Origin of the sequence: Amycolatopsis sp. NBC_00345 (assembly GCF_036116635.1) — a bacterium.
GTDB lineage: Bacteria > Actinomycetota > Actinomycetes > Mycobacteriales > Pseudonocardiaceae > Amycolatopsis.
Genome location: NZ_CP107995.1, coordinates 3,305,711 through 3,319,217, shown reverse-complemented (window position 1 = coordinate 3,319,217; position 13,507 = coordinate 3,305,711). Strand labels below are relative to the sequence as shown.

At 73.5% G+C, this 13,507-nt stretch carries 16 protein-coding genes; 6 read left to right on the top strand and 10 right to left on the bottom strand.

Annotated features, from left to right (window positions below):
* The first annotated feature begins 2 nt into the window (after positions 1–2).
* Positions 3–767, top strand: coding sequence for an alpha/beta hydrolase (locus OG943_RS14415; RefSeq protein ID WP_328610265.1), 765 nt, complete (start codon positions 3–5; stop codon positions 765–767).
* Between the two features lie 40 nt (positions 768–807).
* On the opposite strand, the gene OG943_RS14410 is transcribed toward OG943_RS14415, so the two are convergent.
* Entirely contained in the window at positions 808–2,337 is a 1,530-nt protein-coding gene (locus OG943_RS14410; protein ID WP_328610264.1) for a bifunctional 3-(3-hydroxy-phenyl)propionate/3-hydroxycinnamic acid hydroxylase, read from the bottom strand.
* A 39-nt stretch (positions 2,338–2,376) separates the two neighbouring features.
* On the bottom strand, positions 2,377–3,366 hold the full coding sequence (locus OG943_RS14405) for an NADP-dependent oxidoreductase (protein WP_328610263.1): 990 nt from the start codon (positions 3,364–3,366) through the stop codon (positions 2,377–2,379).
* A 90-nt stretch (positions 3,367–3,456) separates the two neighbouring features.
* Between OG943_RS14405 and OG943_RS14400 the strand changes: the two genes are divergently transcribed.
* Complete coding sequence (locus OG943_RS14400) at positions 3,457–4,413, top strand: LysR family transcriptional regulator (RefSeq protein WP_328610262.1); 957 nt, start codon at positions 3,457–3,459, stop codon at positions 4,411–4,413.
* Here the strand turns inward: OG943_RS14400 and OG943_RS14395 are convergent.
* Positions 4,379–5,377 carry an alpha/beta fold hydrolase gene (locus tag OG943_RS14395; RefSeq protein WP_328610261.1) on the bottom strand — a complete coding sequence of 333 codons (999 nt, stop codon included), beginning with the start codon at positions 5,375–5,377 and terminating at the stop codon, positions 4,379–4,381. The genes OG943_RS14400 and OG943_RS14395 overlap by 35 nt on opposite strands.
* 24 nt (positions 5,378–5,401) lie before the next feature.
* The gene (locus OG943_RS14390; RefSeq protein ID WP_328610260.1) at positions 5,402–5,908 is read right to left on the bottom strand and encodes a DinB family protein; all 507 of its coding nucleotides are present in this window, start codon (positions 5,906–5,908) and stop codon (positions 5,402–5,404) included.
* Positions 5,909–5,986: 78 nt separating this feature from the next.
* Here OG943_RS14390 and OG943_RS14385 point away from each other — a divergent pair, with 78 nt between their 5' ends.
* Complete coding sequence (locus tag OG943_RS14385) at positions 5,987–6,580, top strand: helix-turn-helix domain-containing protein (RefSeq protein WP_442874788.1); 594 nt, start codon at positions 5,987–5,989, stop codon at positions 6,578–6,580.
* A 46-nt stretch (positions 6,581–6,626) separates the two neighbouring features.
* On the opposite strand, the gene OG943_RS14380 is transcribed toward OG943_RS14385, so the two are convergent.
* Positions 6,627–7,316 (bottom strand): nitroreductase, encoded by a 690-nt coding sequence (locus OG943_RS14380; RefSeq protein WP_328610258.1) that lies wholly within the window; start codon positions 7,314–7,316, stop codon positions 6,627–6,629.
* A gap of 93 nt (positions 7,317–7,409) precedes the next feature.
* Here OG943_RS14380 and OG943_RS14375 point away from each other — a divergent pair, with 93 nt between their 5' ends.
* The 3 genes from OG943_RS14375 to OG943_RS14365 are packed head-to-tail and all read left to right on the top strand — an operon-like array spanning position 7,410 to position 10,700.
* On the top strand, positions 7,410–8,045 hold the full coding sequence (locus OG943_RS14375; protein ID WP_328610257.1) for a TetR/AcrR family transcriptional regulator: 636 nt from the start codon (positions 7,410–7,412) through the stop codon (positions 8,043–8,045).
* A gap of 25 nt (positions 8,046–8,070) precedes the next feature.
* A complete protein-coding gene (locus OG943_RS14370) occupies positions 8,071–9,225 on the top strand; it encodes a sensor histidine kinase (protein WP_328610256.1) in 1,155 nt (384 codons plus the stop codon).
* The gene (locus OG943_RS14365) at positions 9,222–10,700 is read left to right on the top strand and encodes a BTAD domain-containing putative transcriptional regulator (protein WP_328610255.1); all 1,479 of its coding nucleotides are present in this window, start codon (positions 9,222–9,224) and stop codon (positions 10,698–10,700) included. The genes OG943_RS14370 and OG943_RS14365 overlap by 4 nt, the downstream gene beginning before the upstream one ends.
* On the opposite strand, the gene OG943_RS14360 is transcribed toward OG943_RS14365, so the two are convergent.
* The 5 genes from OG943_RS14360 to OG943_RS14340 are packed head-to-tail and all read right to left on the bottom strand — an operon-like array spanning position 10,678 to position 13,502.
* Positions 10,678–11,631 carry a WXG100 family type VII secretion target gene (locus OG943_RS14360; protein WP_328610254.1) on the bottom strand — a complete coding sequence of 318 codons (954 nt, stop codon included), beginning with the start codon at positions 11,629–11,631 and terminating at the stop codon, positions 10,678–10,680. The two genes, OG943_RS14365 and OG943_RS14360, sit on opposite strands and share 23 nt — an antisense overlap.
* The gene (locus OG943_RS14355) at positions 11,628–11,936 is read right to left on the bottom strand and encodes a type VII secretion target (RefSeq protein ID WP_328610253.1); all 309 of its coding nucleotides are present in this window, start codon (positions 11,934–11,936) and stop codon (positions 11,628–11,630) included. Before OG943_RS14355 ends, OG943_RS14360 begins: the two co-directional genes overlap by 4 nt.
* The gene (locus tag OG943_RS14350) at positions 11,933–12,337 is read right to left on the bottom strand and encodes a YbaB/EbfC family nucleoid-associated protein (protein ID WP_328610252.1); all 405 of its coding nucleotides are present in this window, start codon (positions 12,335–12,337) and stop codon (positions 11,933–11,935) included. The genes OG943_RS14355 and OG943_RS14350 overlap by 4 nt, the downstream gene beginning before the upstream one ends.
* Positions 12,338–12,366: 29 nt before the next feature.
* Positions 12,367–13,173 carry an ESX secretion-associated protein EspG gene (locus OG943_RS14345; protein WP_328610251.1) on the bottom strand — a complete coding sequence of 269 codons (807 nt, stop codon included), beginning with the start codon at positions 13,171–13,173 and terminating at the stop codon, positions 12,367–12,369.
* Positions 13,170–13,502, bottom strand: coding sequence for a hypothetical protein (locus tag OG943_RS14340; RefSeq protein WP_328610250.1), 333 nt, complete (start codon positions 13,500–13,502; stop codon positions 13,170–13,172). Before OG943_RS14340 ends, OG943_RS14345 begins: the two co-directional genes overlap by 4 nt.
* Positions 13,503–13,507 lie beyond the last annotated feature (5 nt).

Sequence of the window (13,507 nt, the reverse complement as noted above, 5' to 3'; positions counted from 1 at the left end):
CCATGGCGTTGCTGGCAAAGGACTTCCACGTGTTCGCGGTCGACCTCCGGGGCCAGGGCCGCAGCACCTGGACGCCGAAGCGCTACAGCCTCGACAACTTCGGCAACGACCTGGTGCGGTTCCTCGCGCTGGTCGTCCGGCGGCCGGTCGTCGTGGCGGGCTGCTCTTCGGGCGGAGTGCTCGCGGCCTGGCTCTCCGCCTACGCGATGCCCGGCCAGATCCGCGGCGCGCTCTGCGAGGACGCGCCGTTGTTCTCGTCCGAACTCGCCCCGGCCCACGGGACCGGCATCCGCCAGGGGGCGGGCCCGGTGTTCGAGCTGTACCGCGACCACCTCGGCGACCAGTGGTCCGTGGGCGACTGGGCCGGATTCACCGCCGCCGCCCAGGCGTCGCCGTCCGAGATGGCGAGCCGGCAGTCGGGCACAGCCGAGCCGCCGCAGAACCTGAAGGAGTACGACCCGGAGTGGGCTCGTGTGTTCTTCGAGGGAACGGTCGGGCTCCACTGCCCGCACGACCGGATGCTGTCGCAGGTGAAGGCGCCGATGCTGCTGACCCACCACGCGCGCGCCACCGACCCGGAGACCGGTGAATCCGCCGGCGCGGTGTCGGACCTGCAGGCCGGCCAGGCCCAGGCGATCATCCGCGCGGCCGGCGTTCCCGTGGACTACCAGTCGTTCCCCGACGCGGCGCACGTGATGCACACGACCGAACCGGCCCGCTACGCCGCGGTCCTGACGGCGTGGGCCGGGAAACTGCCGTCCGAGTAGGCGGCCTTCTCGAAGCAGGCCCTCGTTCCCGGAAACCGGATCAGTTCCGGCTTCCGGGAACGAGGATCGCCAGCAGTTCTCCCGCCACCTCCCGCGCGTCCGCCCCGGCGGCGAAGACGTAGTTGTCGGGGCGCACGGCCGCCGCGACAGCGCCGAGGCCGGAAAGCCAGCGCCGGTGCGTGCCGTCCGAGTCGATCACGACGGACCCTCCGGCGGACGAGCCGAACCCGGCGACCTTGACGCCGGCCGCACCGAGCGCGGCCAGGTCGAGCGTGGGCAGGGCCTCCTCGGTGACCAGCAGGCGGAAACCCCCGCCGACGACGTCGTCGAGCCGGCCGGTCCTCCGCCCGTTGCTGACCCGGCCCTGGACCGACAGCCGGCCGCCGCCCCGGCCGAGCAGACCGGGGCCGAGGTCCGGCAGCACGATGCGCTCCGGCTCCTCGAGCGAGGCGTGGCGCGCTACCAGCTTCGCGTCGCGTTCGCGGGCCAGCGCCGGATCCCGCACCGTGTGCTGACGGCCCAGCTCCACACTCGTGGCCATCACCCCGCGCACGTGCGGTTCCCGTTCGCTCTGGTACGTGTCGAGCACGTCGGCGTCCTGGACTCCCCGCAGCACGAGATCCAGCTTGAACGCGATGTTCAGCACGTCCCGCAGGCCCGAACACATGCCCTGGCCCAGAAACGGCGGCATCTGGTGCGCGGCGTCCCCGGCGAGCAGGACCCGGCCGTCACGCCACCGCCGCGCGACCAGCGACCGGAAGACGTAGGTGGCGACCCGCACGATCTCGGCGTCGTCCGGGGAAAGGTAGCGGCTCACCCGGGCCCAAGCGGCGTCCGGGGTGCGGTGGGTTTCGTGTTCCCCGGCGTCGTCGAGCATGAAGCAGAACCGCTGGCGGTCCACCCCCGTGGTCAGGATGGTGGTCGGCTCCTCGGGATCGCCGATCTGCACGCACGACGGCAGTCCCAGCTCCGCCGCCGGGCGCCGGAGCGCGAAATCGCAGACCAGCCAGGGCTCGGCGAAGCCGAGATCGTCCTGCTCGACGGCCAGGGCTTCCCGGACGAAGCTGTTCCCGCCGTCGCAACCGACCACGTAACGGGCCGAGACCGTGTCACCGTCCGCGGACTGCAAGGTGACGTGGTCGCGGGCCTGCGTCAGGCCGGTAACCGTGGTGCCGTAACGGATGTCGACGCTCGGCAGCGCGGCGCACCGCGAGTACAGCGCGTGCTCCAGGTCCGGCTGGTGGAACATGGTCATGTCCGGCCAGCCGCTGTCGCCGACCTCCCGACAGTCCATCTTGATCAGGAGCTCACCCGCGCCGTTGCGCCATTCGTAAGCCTTCTGCGGATACAGGGAGGGCGCCAGCTCGGCGGCGATCCCCAGGCCGGCCAGCGCGCGCATGATCTCGCCGTCGAAGCTCGCGGCCCGGGGCAGGCCGTAGGGGCCCGGATACCGCTCGAGCGCCACGACGGAATGCCCCGCCTTTCCCAACAGGGCCGCGAGCATCAGGCCCACCGGGCCGCACCCGACCACGGCGACGTCGAAAAGCGGCGCCTCCTCCGTGTGCTTCATCGTTCTGCCCTCCTGTCTTTTCGTTTGCAGGGAACGGTTTCAGGGGATCAGCACGAGCTTTCCGGGGGCGTGCCCGTCGATCCCGGCCTGATGCGCCTTCGCCGCCTCGTGCAGCGGGTAGACGGCGTCGACGACGACCCGCAGCTCGCCCGTGCCCGCGAGAGCGGCCAGCTCGGCGCGGGCGGCGTTGCGGACTTCGGCGCCCGCGTCCTGGCCGGGCCCGTAGCCGAGCACCTTGATCCCGGCGGTGGCGCGCCGGTCGGTGCCGGCGATCGAGGCGATCCGCTGCCGGTCGGCGACGAGTTCCAGCGAGGTGTCGAGCGCTTCGGCGGTGCCGGCGAGATCGACGGCGGCGGTGACCCCGCCCGGCGCGACGGCGCGCACGCGGTCGAGCAACCCATCCCCGTAGGCCACGGGGATGGCGCCGAGCTCACGCAGCAGGCCGTGGTTGCGTTCCGCGGCCGTGGCGATCACGGTCGCGCCCCGGGCGGCCGCCAGCTGCACAGCCATCAGCCCGACCCCGCCGGACCCGCCGTGGACGAGCACGGTGTCGCCCTCGCCCACGCCGGCCGCGTGCAGGGTGTGCACGGCGGTGGTGCCGACGAGCATCAGCGCCCCGGCCTCGGCCCAGCCCAGGCCCGCGGGCTTGGGGGTCAGGGAGGAGACGGGCGCGGTGACGTAGTCGGCGTAGGCGGCGGTGACGGGGAAGACGATCACCTCGTCGCCGATCCCGAACCCGGCCGCCTCCGGGCCGATCGCGGTGATCACGCCCGCGCACTCCAGGCCGATGGCGGGCAGGGCCTCGCCGGCGACCCCGGCGGCGTCCTCGTTCTTCTTGTCGACGGCGTGGAAGGCGCCGCTGTAGAGCTTCCAGTCGATGGGGTTGACCCCGGCGGCCCGGACCTCGACGACCACGCCGTCGGCGGCCGGCCGCGGCACCGGGGTGTCGAAGACGGCGAGCACGTCGGGGGTGCCGTAGGCGGACGGCCGGACGATGCGGGCCGTGGTTTTCGTTGCTGCGCTGATCATGGATCCAGTCTCTGGCCGATCTGGCTTGATGTCCAATGCATGCTTGACACGTATACTTTGCGTCTGACGCAAACCCGAACGGAGGCGCCCATGGCCGACCAGCTCGACCTCAACCTGTTGCGGGTGTTCGACGTGCTGATGGACACCGCCAGCGTGTCGGCGGCCGCGGCCCGGCTCCACCTGTCCGTCCCGGCCACCAGCCGGGCGCTGGGCCGGCTGCGGGAGGCGATGAACGACCAGATCCTGGTGCGCGCCGGCCGCGGCCTCGTGCCCACGCCGTTCGCCCTGGCCTCGGCGGCCAAGGTCAAGGCGCTGCTGGAGGCCGCGGCCACCCTCCGGGCCGACCCCGCGGGGCCCGACCCGCGGACCTGGCAGCGCACCTTCGCCATCCGGGTCAACGACGGGCTCGTCCCGGTGCTCGCGCCGCGCCTGATCCAGCGGATCTCGGCCGAGGCGCCGGAGGTCCGCCTGCGGTTCGTCACCCAGGACTCGAAGGAACCCGATCAGCTCCGCGACGGCTCGCTCGACCTCGAAATCGGGCTGACCGGGCCGACCCCGCCGGACCTGGTGACCCGGCCGCTGTTCTCGGACCACTTCGTCGCGCTGGTGGCGGCGCACTCGGCCCTGGGCCGGGCCCCGGCGCTGACGGTGGACGACCTGTGCGCGTACCCGCACATCTCCGCCTCCCGCCGTGGCCTCGCCCGCGGTCCGCTGGACGAGGCGCTGGACCGCGTGGGCCGCTCCCGCCGGGTCGTCGCGGTCGTCCCCTCTTACGCTGTGGCGTCCCTGATCGCGCTGGAGGAGGACGCCATCTGCCTGGTGTCCCGGGTGATGGCCCAGCACCTGGTCGAACGGGGCGTTCCCGTGCGGTGGCACGAGGTTCCGCTGGACCTGCCCACGGTCCACGTCGAGCTGGGCTGGCACCGCCGGCTCGACGGCGACCCCGCCTCCCGCTGGCTGCGCGACCACCTGACGGCCTCCGTCCAGCCGCTGGTCGCCACGCTGGACCCGGTCAGCCGCCGAGGAAGCGCAGCAGCTCCGCGGTGACGAACTGGGGGTTTTCTTCGACGAGCCAATGTCCCGCGTGCGGCACGTCCACCGCGCGCACGATGTCGGTGACGCGCGGGGCCACGGTGGCGCGGATCGCGTCGAGCTGCCCCTGCGCGGTCATGAGCAGGGTCGGCACCTGGGTCGGTGGCGCCGCCACGGTGTCGCGGACGTCCTTGTCGAGGGAGCGGTAAAGGTCGAAGCCGCCCGAAAGGACCTCGGGCCGGCTGTAGGTTCGCGCGTACTCGTCGATCTCGGCGCCGGTGAACGGGGAACGGTCCGCGCTTCCGCCGAACGCCGTGCCACCGAAGGAAACCTGGGGGTAGAACAGTGCCAGGTACGCGCGGACGTCGTCGCCGACCACCGCCTCCGGCACCCGGGGCTGGGAGTGGAAGGCGATGTGCCAGCTCAAGGTCCGGTACGTGGCGGCGTTGATCGCGGGCCCGGGCAGCGGCAGGTCGAGGTAGCCGAGCCGGGTGGTGTCGGCGGGGAATTGGTCGGCGTACTGGAAGGCCACCGCGGCGCCGAGGTCGTGCCCGACGACGGTGGCGTCCCGCACCCCGAGCCGGCCGGCGATCAGGGTGTGCACGTACCGCGCCAGGGTCGCTTTGTCGTAGCCGGTCGGGGAACCGGCGCTGTCGCCCAGCCCGGGGAGGTCCACGGCGTAGACGGTGTGGTGCTCGGCCAGCGCCGGCATGACCGGCCACCAGCCGTACCAGGTCTGCGGCCAGCCGTGCAGCAGCACCACGGGCGAGCCCTTGCCGCCGGTCACGTAGTGCATCTTGACACCGTCGACGTCGGCGAACTCGTGCCGGAAGGTGCTCGTGAACTTCGGGTCGTTCTGGGTCGCGGCGGCGTACGGGGGCACGTCGGCGGCAGGCGTGGAGCAGGCCGCGGTGCCGATCGCCAGCAGGAAGGCGAGCATGACGGTCGCCGGCGCGGGCCGGCGTGGTGCGGTGATCATGAAGTCCTTTTCTCGTTACGGGTTTCAGCGCCCGGTGGCGCCGTCGATCAGCTCGCGGAGGATGTCCGCGTGGCCCGCGTGACGGCCGGTCTCCTCGATCAGGTGCGTCAGCGCCCAGCGGACGCTGGGAGCGGGACTTCCCGGCCGGGGGATCGGCGCGCCGAGGTCGGTGCAGCCGTCGAGGACGGCGTTCGCACGCTCGACCGTCTCCTGGTAGCGGGCGACGACGTCGGCCACGCTGTCGGCGGGCGCGGCCTGGAACGTCGCCGGCCAGCTGGTCACCTTCTCGCCGAGGAAGGTCGCGCGCTCGACGAAGGTGAGGTGGTTGAGCAGGCCCAGCAGGTTCGTGCCCGACGGCACCCCGGCGGTGCGGACCTGCGGTTCGGGGGCGCCGTCGACCTTCGCGGCCATCGAAGCCCGCAGGTAGTCGAGGAAGCCGCGCAGGGTTTCGGCCTCGCTGCCTCCGGGCCGGGGCGGCGGGGTGTCCCCGCGGCGGCGGGCGGTGGTGCTCTTCAGGACTCGTTCGGTCATGCGGTCAGTGTTGCCAGGCTCGCCCGGTTCTGGCACGAGAACTTGCGGTTCCGGCAAGATGGGCCCGTGGACCATCGAATGGACGACGTGCTCGACGCGGTCGGGCCCCGGCTGCGCGCCCTGCGCCGCGAACGCGGCATCACCCTCGCCGACCTCGCGGCGACGACCGGGGTGTCGGAGAGCACCCTGTCCCGGCTGGAGAGCGGGCAGCGCCGGGCGACCCTGGAACTGCTGCTGCCGCTGGCCGGTACCTACGGCGTCCCGCTGGACGACCTCGTCGGCGCCCCGCGCACCGGCGACCCGAGGATCCACCTGAAGCCGATCCGGCGGTTCGGGATGGTCTTCGTGCCGTTGACCCGGCGGCCGGGCGGGATGCAGTCGTTCAAGATGATCATCCCCGCCCGGCCGGAACCGCTCGAACCGACGCTGCAGACACACGAGGGCTTCGAATGGCTGTACGTCCTCAACGGCCGGCTGCGGCTGGTGCTCGGCGAGCGCGACCTGATCGTGGCGCCCGGGGAGGCGGCCGAGTTCGACACGGCCCTGCCGCACTGGCTGGGCAGTGCCGACGGCGGCGCGGTCGAACTGCTGATCCTGTTCGGGCCGCAGGGAATGCGGGCGCACCTGCGCACCGGTCCTAGCCGGTCTTCCCACGACGGGATCGAGCTGTGAACATTCCACAGTGGATTCAACAGCAGTGGATTCACCAGCAGTGGACTCAGCGGTGGAAGCGCGTGGTCTCGTCGAGCGGCGCCCGTGTCACCTCGATCCGGTTGACCGGGGCGTGGTCGTCGGCGTAACCGAAGGAGATCCCGAAGAGCAGCTTCCCGCCGCGGACGCCGAGCGTGTCCCGCACCGTGTCCGCGTAGAAGCTCAGCAGTCCTTGCGGACAGCTCGCCACGCCGTGCGCCTGCATCGCCAGCAGCAGGGTTTGGCCGTACATCCCGACATCCGCCGCGAGCCGGGCCTCCGCCGTGTCGGGCGCGAAGAGCAACGCGACGTGCGGGGCGCCGTAGAAACGCAGGCTCTCCGCGTTGTAGGCGTCGCGCGCGTCGTGGTCGTCGCGGCCGATTTCCAGTGCGCCGTAAAGGGCACCGCCCGCGGCCGCACGCCGTTTCTGGTGCACCTCGGTGTAGATGTCCTCGCTGTACGGGAAATCGACCGAACGGCGGCCGCGGGCGTGCGCGGCCTGGAGGGCGTCGGCGAGGGCGTCCCGCGTCCGCCCGCTGACCACCTCGACCTGCCAGGGCTGGGCGTTCGAGTTGGACGGGGCGGTGGCCGCCAGCGCGAAGATCGCCCGTTGCGTCTCCTCGGGCACGGGCGTCGGCCGGAACGAGCGGATCGCCCGCCGGCCACGGATCAGCGTCTCGGCGGCGGTGACCAGGTCGGTGCCGGCAGCTGTGGTCATGGGGAGTCCTCCTGCGCTTAGGTAAACGATCGCGTGTACTTAAACCGTAGCAGCTGTCCAGGCCTTAGGTAAACGCTGCTGTACACTTAACGCATGGCTGAGAAGACGGGCGTGGTCCGCCGGGCGGGGCGCGGCGGGCGCGAGCGGGTGCTGGCCGCCGCGGGCGCGTTGTTCGCGCGCCACGGCATCGCCGGCACGAGCATGGAACAGGTCGCGGCCGCGGCGCCGGTGTCGAAACGCACGCTGTACAGCCATTTCCCGACGAAAGACGAGCTGGTCGTCGCCCAGCTGACGGACCTGTCCGACTCGGGCGGCACGCTGCACGACGTGCTGACCCACGCGGGCCTGCCGCCGCGCGAGCGGATCCTCGCCCTGTTCGACCTGCCGGAGCCGACCGGCGGCCCGGTGCGCGGCTGCCCGTTCCTCGACGCCGCGGCGGAGTACCCCGACCCGGACAACGCGGTGCACGCGTACGCGCGCGCCCAGAAATTGGTGATGCTCCGCCTGGTCACGGAGCTGGTGGCCGAGCTGGGCGTCGAGGACGCGGAGCCGCTGGCCGAGCAACTGGTCAGCCTCGCCGACGGCGCCGCCGTCCGCGCCATGGTCCTGGACGACCCCCGTTACGGCCGCCACGCCCGGGCGGCGGCCGAAGTCCTCCTGGATTCCGCGCTGGGAGCCGGGGCCGGCGCACCGCAACCAGGTAACCAAAGCGGAATCACGCGCCACTAGGCTGATCCGAATGTGGGGGAAGGCCATGGACGCGTTCCGCGTCCGGCTGGGCGACGGCCTGAGCCGGTCGGGGATCACGCTGCCCTGGTGGGCGCCTCTGGGCATCAGCGCGTTCACGGCGCTGCCCCTGGTGGTCGCGATCGCCGAGCGCGACGGCCGCCCGCCGGTGGCGATGACGGCGGCCGTGCTGCTCGCCGCGGCGTCGGCGCTGCTGTGGGTGGTGACCGGGCGGATCGCGCCGTCCTGGGCGAAATCGCTGACGGTGCTCGCTTCGGTCACGGTGCTGCTCACGCACCCGGTGGTACCGGACTTCGCGCCGGTGATGCTGGCCGTGCTGACCGCCGAGGTGGCGGCGATCGCGGCGGGCTGGCTGGCGTTCGTGGTGGCCGCCGCCGGGATCGGGGTGCTCGGAGTCGCCTGGGCGACGGTCGGGCTGGTCGGCTTCTCCGTCTACACGCTCGCCGTCCTGCTCGGGCTGTGCGCCGGGTTCATGCTCCGCTGGTACGTGCGGGCGCTGGACGCCGAGCGCGGCAAGCAGGACGCGGTGCGCGACCAGGCGATGCTGGCCGAGCGGCAGCGGATCGCGCGCGAGGTGCACGACGTCGTCGCGCACTCGCTGAGCATCACCCTGCTGCACCTGACCGGCGCGCGGCACGGGCTGCGGACCGACCGTGACATCGACGAGGCGGTGGCAGCGCTCACCGAGGCCGAGCGGGTCGGCCGGGCGGCCATGGCCGACATCCGGCGGACGGTCGGGCTGCTCGCCCGCGAACCCGCCGGCACCCGGCCGCTGCCGGACGCGGGTGACATCGCGGAACTGGTGGCGGACACCCGCGCGGCCGGGCTGGACACGCGGTACAAAGAGGAGGGTGACGTGGGCGCGGTCGGCCCCGCGGTGGGGCTCGGGCTCTACCGCATCGCACAGGAGTCCTTGGCCAATGCGGTAAAACACGCCCCGGCGGCAGCCGTGGCGGTGTGGCTGCGGATCGATCCGGGTGAGGCCCGCCTGACTGTCCGAAATAGACTGTCCACCGACGCCCGGCCCGCCGGGGACGGGTCCGGCCTGGCCGGCATGTCCGCCCGCGCGGACCAGCTCGGCGCGCGGCTGCTCGCCGGGCCCGAGGGCGGGGACTGGGTCGTCGACGTCACCGTGCCGCTGGCCCCCGGGGCCGAGTCGTGACCGCTGCCGTCCCGCCGGTGCGGGTGCTGCTCGTCGACGACCAGGAGCTGGTGCGCTCCGGGCTGCGCACCATCCTGCGCCGCCGCGACGGGTTCGTCATCGCGGGGGAGTGCGCCGACGGCGCCGGGGTGCCGGCCGCGCTGGCCGCCGCGGGTGAGGTCGACGTCGTCGTGATGGACCTGCGGATGCGCGAGGTGGACGGGATCGAGGCGACGCGGCGGCTGCGCGCGACGGGGCCGCGCCCGCCGGTGCTCGCGCTGACCACGTTCGACGACGACGAGCTGCTCGCCGCCGCGTTACGCGCGGGCGCGGTCGGCTACGTGCTCAAGGATTCCCCGGCCGAAGACCTGATCCGCGCGGTGCGCGCGGTCGCGGCGGGCGAGGCGTGGCTGGACGTCGCGGTCACCGGGCGGGTGCTCACCACCTACCGCCGCGCGTCCGGGGACCTCACGGGCCCGCCGCCCGGGCTGCTCACCCCGCGCGAGCTGGACGTGCTCACCGCCGTCGGCCGCGGGCTGAGCGACGCCGAGATCGCTTTGAACTGCACGGTTTCCGAGGCCACCGTACGCGGCGACCTCGCCGCGATGTACCCCAAGCTGGGAGTGCGGGACCGGGCCGCGGCGATCGTCTACGCGTTCGACCACGGCCTCGTCGTGCCCGGCCGGTGCGGCGCCGAGCCGGAGCCTCCGCGCTCCGCGGAGCCGGAACCCTTGTCCGGGCTGCGATTCAGCGTGCTCGGCCCGCTGCGGGCCTGGCGCGGCCCGCGGGCGCTCGACCTCGGGCCGGTGCGCCAGCAGGCGCTGCTCGCCGGGCTGGTGCTGCGGCCGGGCGTCACGGTCAGCACGGCGGAGCTGCTCGACGGCGTGTGGGGACTGGAGCCGCCGGGCACCGGCGGCCGGGTCGTGCCGGTGTACGTGCACCGGCTGCGCAAGTGCCTGCGCGCGGCCGGCGAACATACCCAGGACTCGGTGATCGGCAGCGACCGCGGTGGTTACCGGTTCGACGGCGAAGGCGTGTCGCTGGACCTGAAGGAACTCGAAGCGAGGATCGCCGACGCGGGCACGGCGGCGCGGGCCGGCGACGTCGCCGCCTCGGTGGACGCGTACGCCGGCGCGCTCGGGCTGTTCCGGGGCGAGCCGCTGGCCGGCCTGCCCGGGCCGTTCGCGGAGGGGGAACGGCTGCGGCTGACCGAGCGGCGGCTCACCCTGGTCCAGGACAAGGCGGTCCTGCAGCTGCGGCTGGAGCGCACCGACGACGCCATCGCCGAGCTGTCCGCGCTGCTCGCGGTGCACCCGCACCGGGAACCGCTGGCAGTTCTGCTGATGCGGGCGCTGCGCGCGGCGGGCCGGCGCGCCGACGCGCTGGCCGTGTACCGGCGCGTCCGCGACCGGCTGCGGCTCGACCTCGAAGTCGAGCCCGGCCCCGACCTCGACCGCGAGCTGCGGACCGCCCTTACGCCGGACTCGCGACGCTGACCGCCGGGCTGGTGCCGCTGCGCCGGTCCGGGGCCGTGCCGAGGTCCGACGTGGTCGTGCCGTCCGGCTTGGTGCCGCTCTGGTCCGAGCCGCTCTGGCTGGAGCCGAGGCCGGCCGAGGTCGCGTAGCTCGGGCTCGAGCTGGAATCGGCCGAAGACCCGTCGTCCTGGCTCGAGCCCTGCTCGCTGAGCTGGGTCATCAGCTGCGTGACCGCTTCGAGGCCCTTCGTCACGGAAGTGATGAGCTGCAACAGGTTCTTCGAGTCCGACAGCAGCACGCCGAGCTTCTGCGCGATCTGCCCGCCGTACTCGGTGGCGATCGCGACCGCCTGCGGGATCGCCGCGGCGATGCTGGCGCCGAAGGTGGCCTGCGCGGCCGCCAGCGCCTGCGTCATCAGCGTGATGATCTTCCCGACGGCCTCGGAGATCAGCCCGCCGACCGCCGCCTGTGCCTTCCCGACCACCTCCCCGGCGCCCGAAACGGCACTGGCCAGCGCGGTGCTCGCCGTGCCGACCGCCTCGACGCCGTCGGCGTGCTGGGAGCTGGTGTCCTGGTAACCCGACGCCGCCGGGCCGGACCAGTCGGAGGTCTCCGGGCCGGCGGACTGGCGGTAGTCGTCGGCGACCGAGGAGACCTGCTGGCCGGTGTCGCTGAGCCCCTGCGAGTGCGAGGACACCGAGTCCGGGTCGCCCTGCAGCTGCTTCAGCGGTTCTTCGAGGAACCGCACCAGCTCGGTGATCATGCCGAACCCGGCGGAAGTGAGCGCGGCCAGCGGGTCCGACGAGGCACCGAGCAGGTCCATCGCGGTGCTCGCCCCGCCGAGCCCGGCCGAGAGCCAGTCCTTGTTCTGCACCGCCTGGGTGGTCGACTTCAGGTCGGCGAGCAGCTGTCCGGCGTTCGAACTGCTGCTGCTACTGGTGGCGGTGGTCATCGGAGGCCCTCCCCGGGCAGCGCGGCCCCGTTGTGCTGCTCGCGGCGTTCGTAGCCTTCGGCGGCCTGCGTCAGGTTCGCGCTCACCTTGTCCACTGTGGACGAAGCGTGCGCCACGGCGCCGGTGGTGCTGGTGGCCGCGCTCTGCAGCCCGGCGGTGAGGAACTGGACGAACGCGCCGAGCGACTGGTCGCCGAGCCCGGCCGGCGCGCCGCGGGACAGCGTGCCGAGCCGGTCGGCGAGGTCGCCGACGGTGGCCGCGTGCCGGCGCAGCTGGGCGGGGTCGACCCCGAATCCGGCGGTCATCCGACTATCCCCGGCGGGTTGGTGAAGTAGTCCTCGTCCCGGGCGCGGGCCGGGGCGGCGGCCGGGGCGACCGGAATGTTGTCCCGGACGAGCTGCAGCGCGGGGCCGTCGCCGACGTACTCGGTCATGATCTCCACGACCTGCGCGCCCGCCGCGCGGTGGGCGTCCTGGACGGTGCTCAGGATGAGCCGGGCGAGCGTGTCGGCTTCGAGCGCGCGGGCCGCGGGGCTCAGCCGCAGGCCGGTCAGCGCGCCGCTGGGCCCGACCTCCACCTCGACCTCGCCGCGCGGGGACGTCGCCCGGCCGCCGGCGCGGCTGAGGCTCTCGCTCGCCGCCTGCGCGTTCGCCGCGGCGCGGGCGAGGGTCCGGTCGTAGCCGGCCAGCCATTGTGCTGGGTCCACGGGATTCCTTCCTGATCGTTCGGCCGCGGTCATCGGGGCCGCCGGGCGAGGGTGGCCAGCTCGCCGAGGGCGAACCGCAGATCGTTGGCGCGCAACGGGTTGACGCTCAGCCACCCGTCGCCGGGCCGGTTCACCCGGACCCGCCCCCTCGGACCGTCCACCCAGGACAGTTCGGGGCCGGCCGGGGTGCGCCCGTCGCGCGTGGCGCCGAGCTGGCCGCGCCCGGTCATCGGCACCAGCAGGCCGACGAGGTGGTCCAGCGCGTCGGGGTCGCCGCCGTGGTCGCGCACCAGCGCTCGCAGGCGGTGGACGCGGGCGGTGTCGTCCTCGTCGTCTTCGAGCGCCATGGCCGCGTCGACGGCGCCCGCGGGCACCGTGACCGGCAGCGTGCGGGCCGGGTCCACCGCCGGGATCTCGGTGAGCAGGGCGTCGATCAGCGCGGTCTCGGGCACCCGCCGGAGGGCCAGCGTGCCGGCCGGGTCGTCGTCCAGCGTTTGACGGCAGATCAGCGCGGCGGACCGGTAGACGATCGCGGCGACGCCGGTGGCGCCGTCTTTACCGTTGACCACCAGATGGACGACACCGCGGTTCTCGCGCAGCGCGGTGACCGCTTCGGCGGCCAGCCCCTCGGGACCGGCGTCGTCGGCGAGCCGCCGGGCCTGCAGCGTCTGCGCGGCGACGTCCAGCAGGATCTCGCGTTCGCCGGCGATCCGGCCGAAAGCGGGCACCCGCAACGGGAACGGCCAGCCCGCGCCCGCGTGCGCGGCCAGCAGGTCGGCTTCGACGAGTCCGATCCGGACGGTCTCCGGCTCGGTCCGGGGCAGCACCGCGGTCATTCGGCGGACCGCCCGACCTGCTTGAGCGCGTGCTCGGCTTCGGACTCCTGGTCCAGGTAACGCCGGACGGTGGTCTGCAGCGCGTCGTGGAAGCCGGTCAGCTCGGTGTCGGCGGCGCCGATTTCACCGGTGAGGCCGGTTTCCCCGGCGGCTTCGCGCAGCCGCTGCGCCAGGTGCAGCGCGGGCGGCGCGGTGCCGAGCTGCGGGGTCCGCTCGGCCAGCCGTCCGGCCGAGCCGACCAGCTCGCCGGTCTGCTTGCCGAGCTGGGTGAGCGCGGTGACCTGGTGGGCCAGCTCCTGGGGCGCGACCTGGTGGCCGGGCGGGGTCATCGGTT

Coding starts and splice junctions, on each gene's coding strand:
- OG943_RS14415 (WP_328610265.1), top strand. CDS start 3: ATGGCGTTGCTGGCAAAGGACTTCCACGTGTTCGCGGTCGACCTCCGG.
- OG943_RS14410 (WP_328610264.1), bottom strand. CDS start 2,337: ATGAAGCACACGGAGGAGGCGCCGCTTTTCGACGTCGCCGTGGTCGGG.
- OG943_RS14405 (WP_328610263.1), bottom strand. CDS start 3,366: ATGATCAGCGCAGCAACGAAAACCACGGCCCGCATCGTCCGGCCGTCC.
- OG943_RS14400 (WP_328610262.1), top strand. CDS start 3,457: ATGGCCGACCAGCTCGACCTCAACCTGTTGCGGGTGTTCGACGTGCTG.
- OG943_RS14395 (WP_328610261.1), bottom strand. CDS start 5,377: ATGATCACCGCACCACGCCGGCCCGCGCCGGCGACCGTCATGCTCGCC.
- OG943_RS14390 (WP_328610260.1), bottom strand. CDS start 5,908: ATGACCGAACGAGTCCTGAAGAGCACCACCGCCCGCCGCCGCGGGGAC.
- OG943_RS14385 (WP_442874788.1), top strand. CDS start 5,987: ATGGACGACGTGCTCGACGCGGTCGGGCCCCGGCTGCGCGCCCTGCGC.
- OG943_RS14380 (WP_328610258.1), bottom strand. CDS start 7,316: ATGACCACAGCTGCCGGCACCGACCTGGTCACCGCCGCCGAGACGCTG.
- OG943_RS14375 (WP_328610257.1), top strand. CDS start 7,410: ATGGCTGAGAAGACGGGCGTGGTCCGCCGGGCGGGGCGCGGCGGGCGC.
- OG943_RS14370 (WP_328610256.1), top strand. CDS start 8,071: ATGGACGCGTTCCGCGTCCGGCTGGGCGACGGCCTGAGCCGGTCGGGG.
- OG943_RS14360 (WP_328610254.1), bottom strand. CDS start 11,631: ATGACCACCGCCACCAGTAGCAGCAGCAGTTCGAACGCCGGACAGCTG.
- OG943_RS14355 (WP_328610253.1), bottom strand. CDS start 11,936: ATGACCGCCGGATTCGGGGTCGACCCCGCCCAGCTGCGCCGGCACGCG.
- OG943_RS14345 (WP_328610251.1), bottom strand. CDS start 13,173: ATGACCGCGGTGCTGCCCCGGACCGAGCCGGAGACCGTCCGGATCGGA.
- OG943_RS14340 (WP_328610250.1), bottom strand. CDS start 13,502: ATGACCCCGCCCGGCCACCAGGTCGCGCCCCAGGAGCTGGCCCACCAG.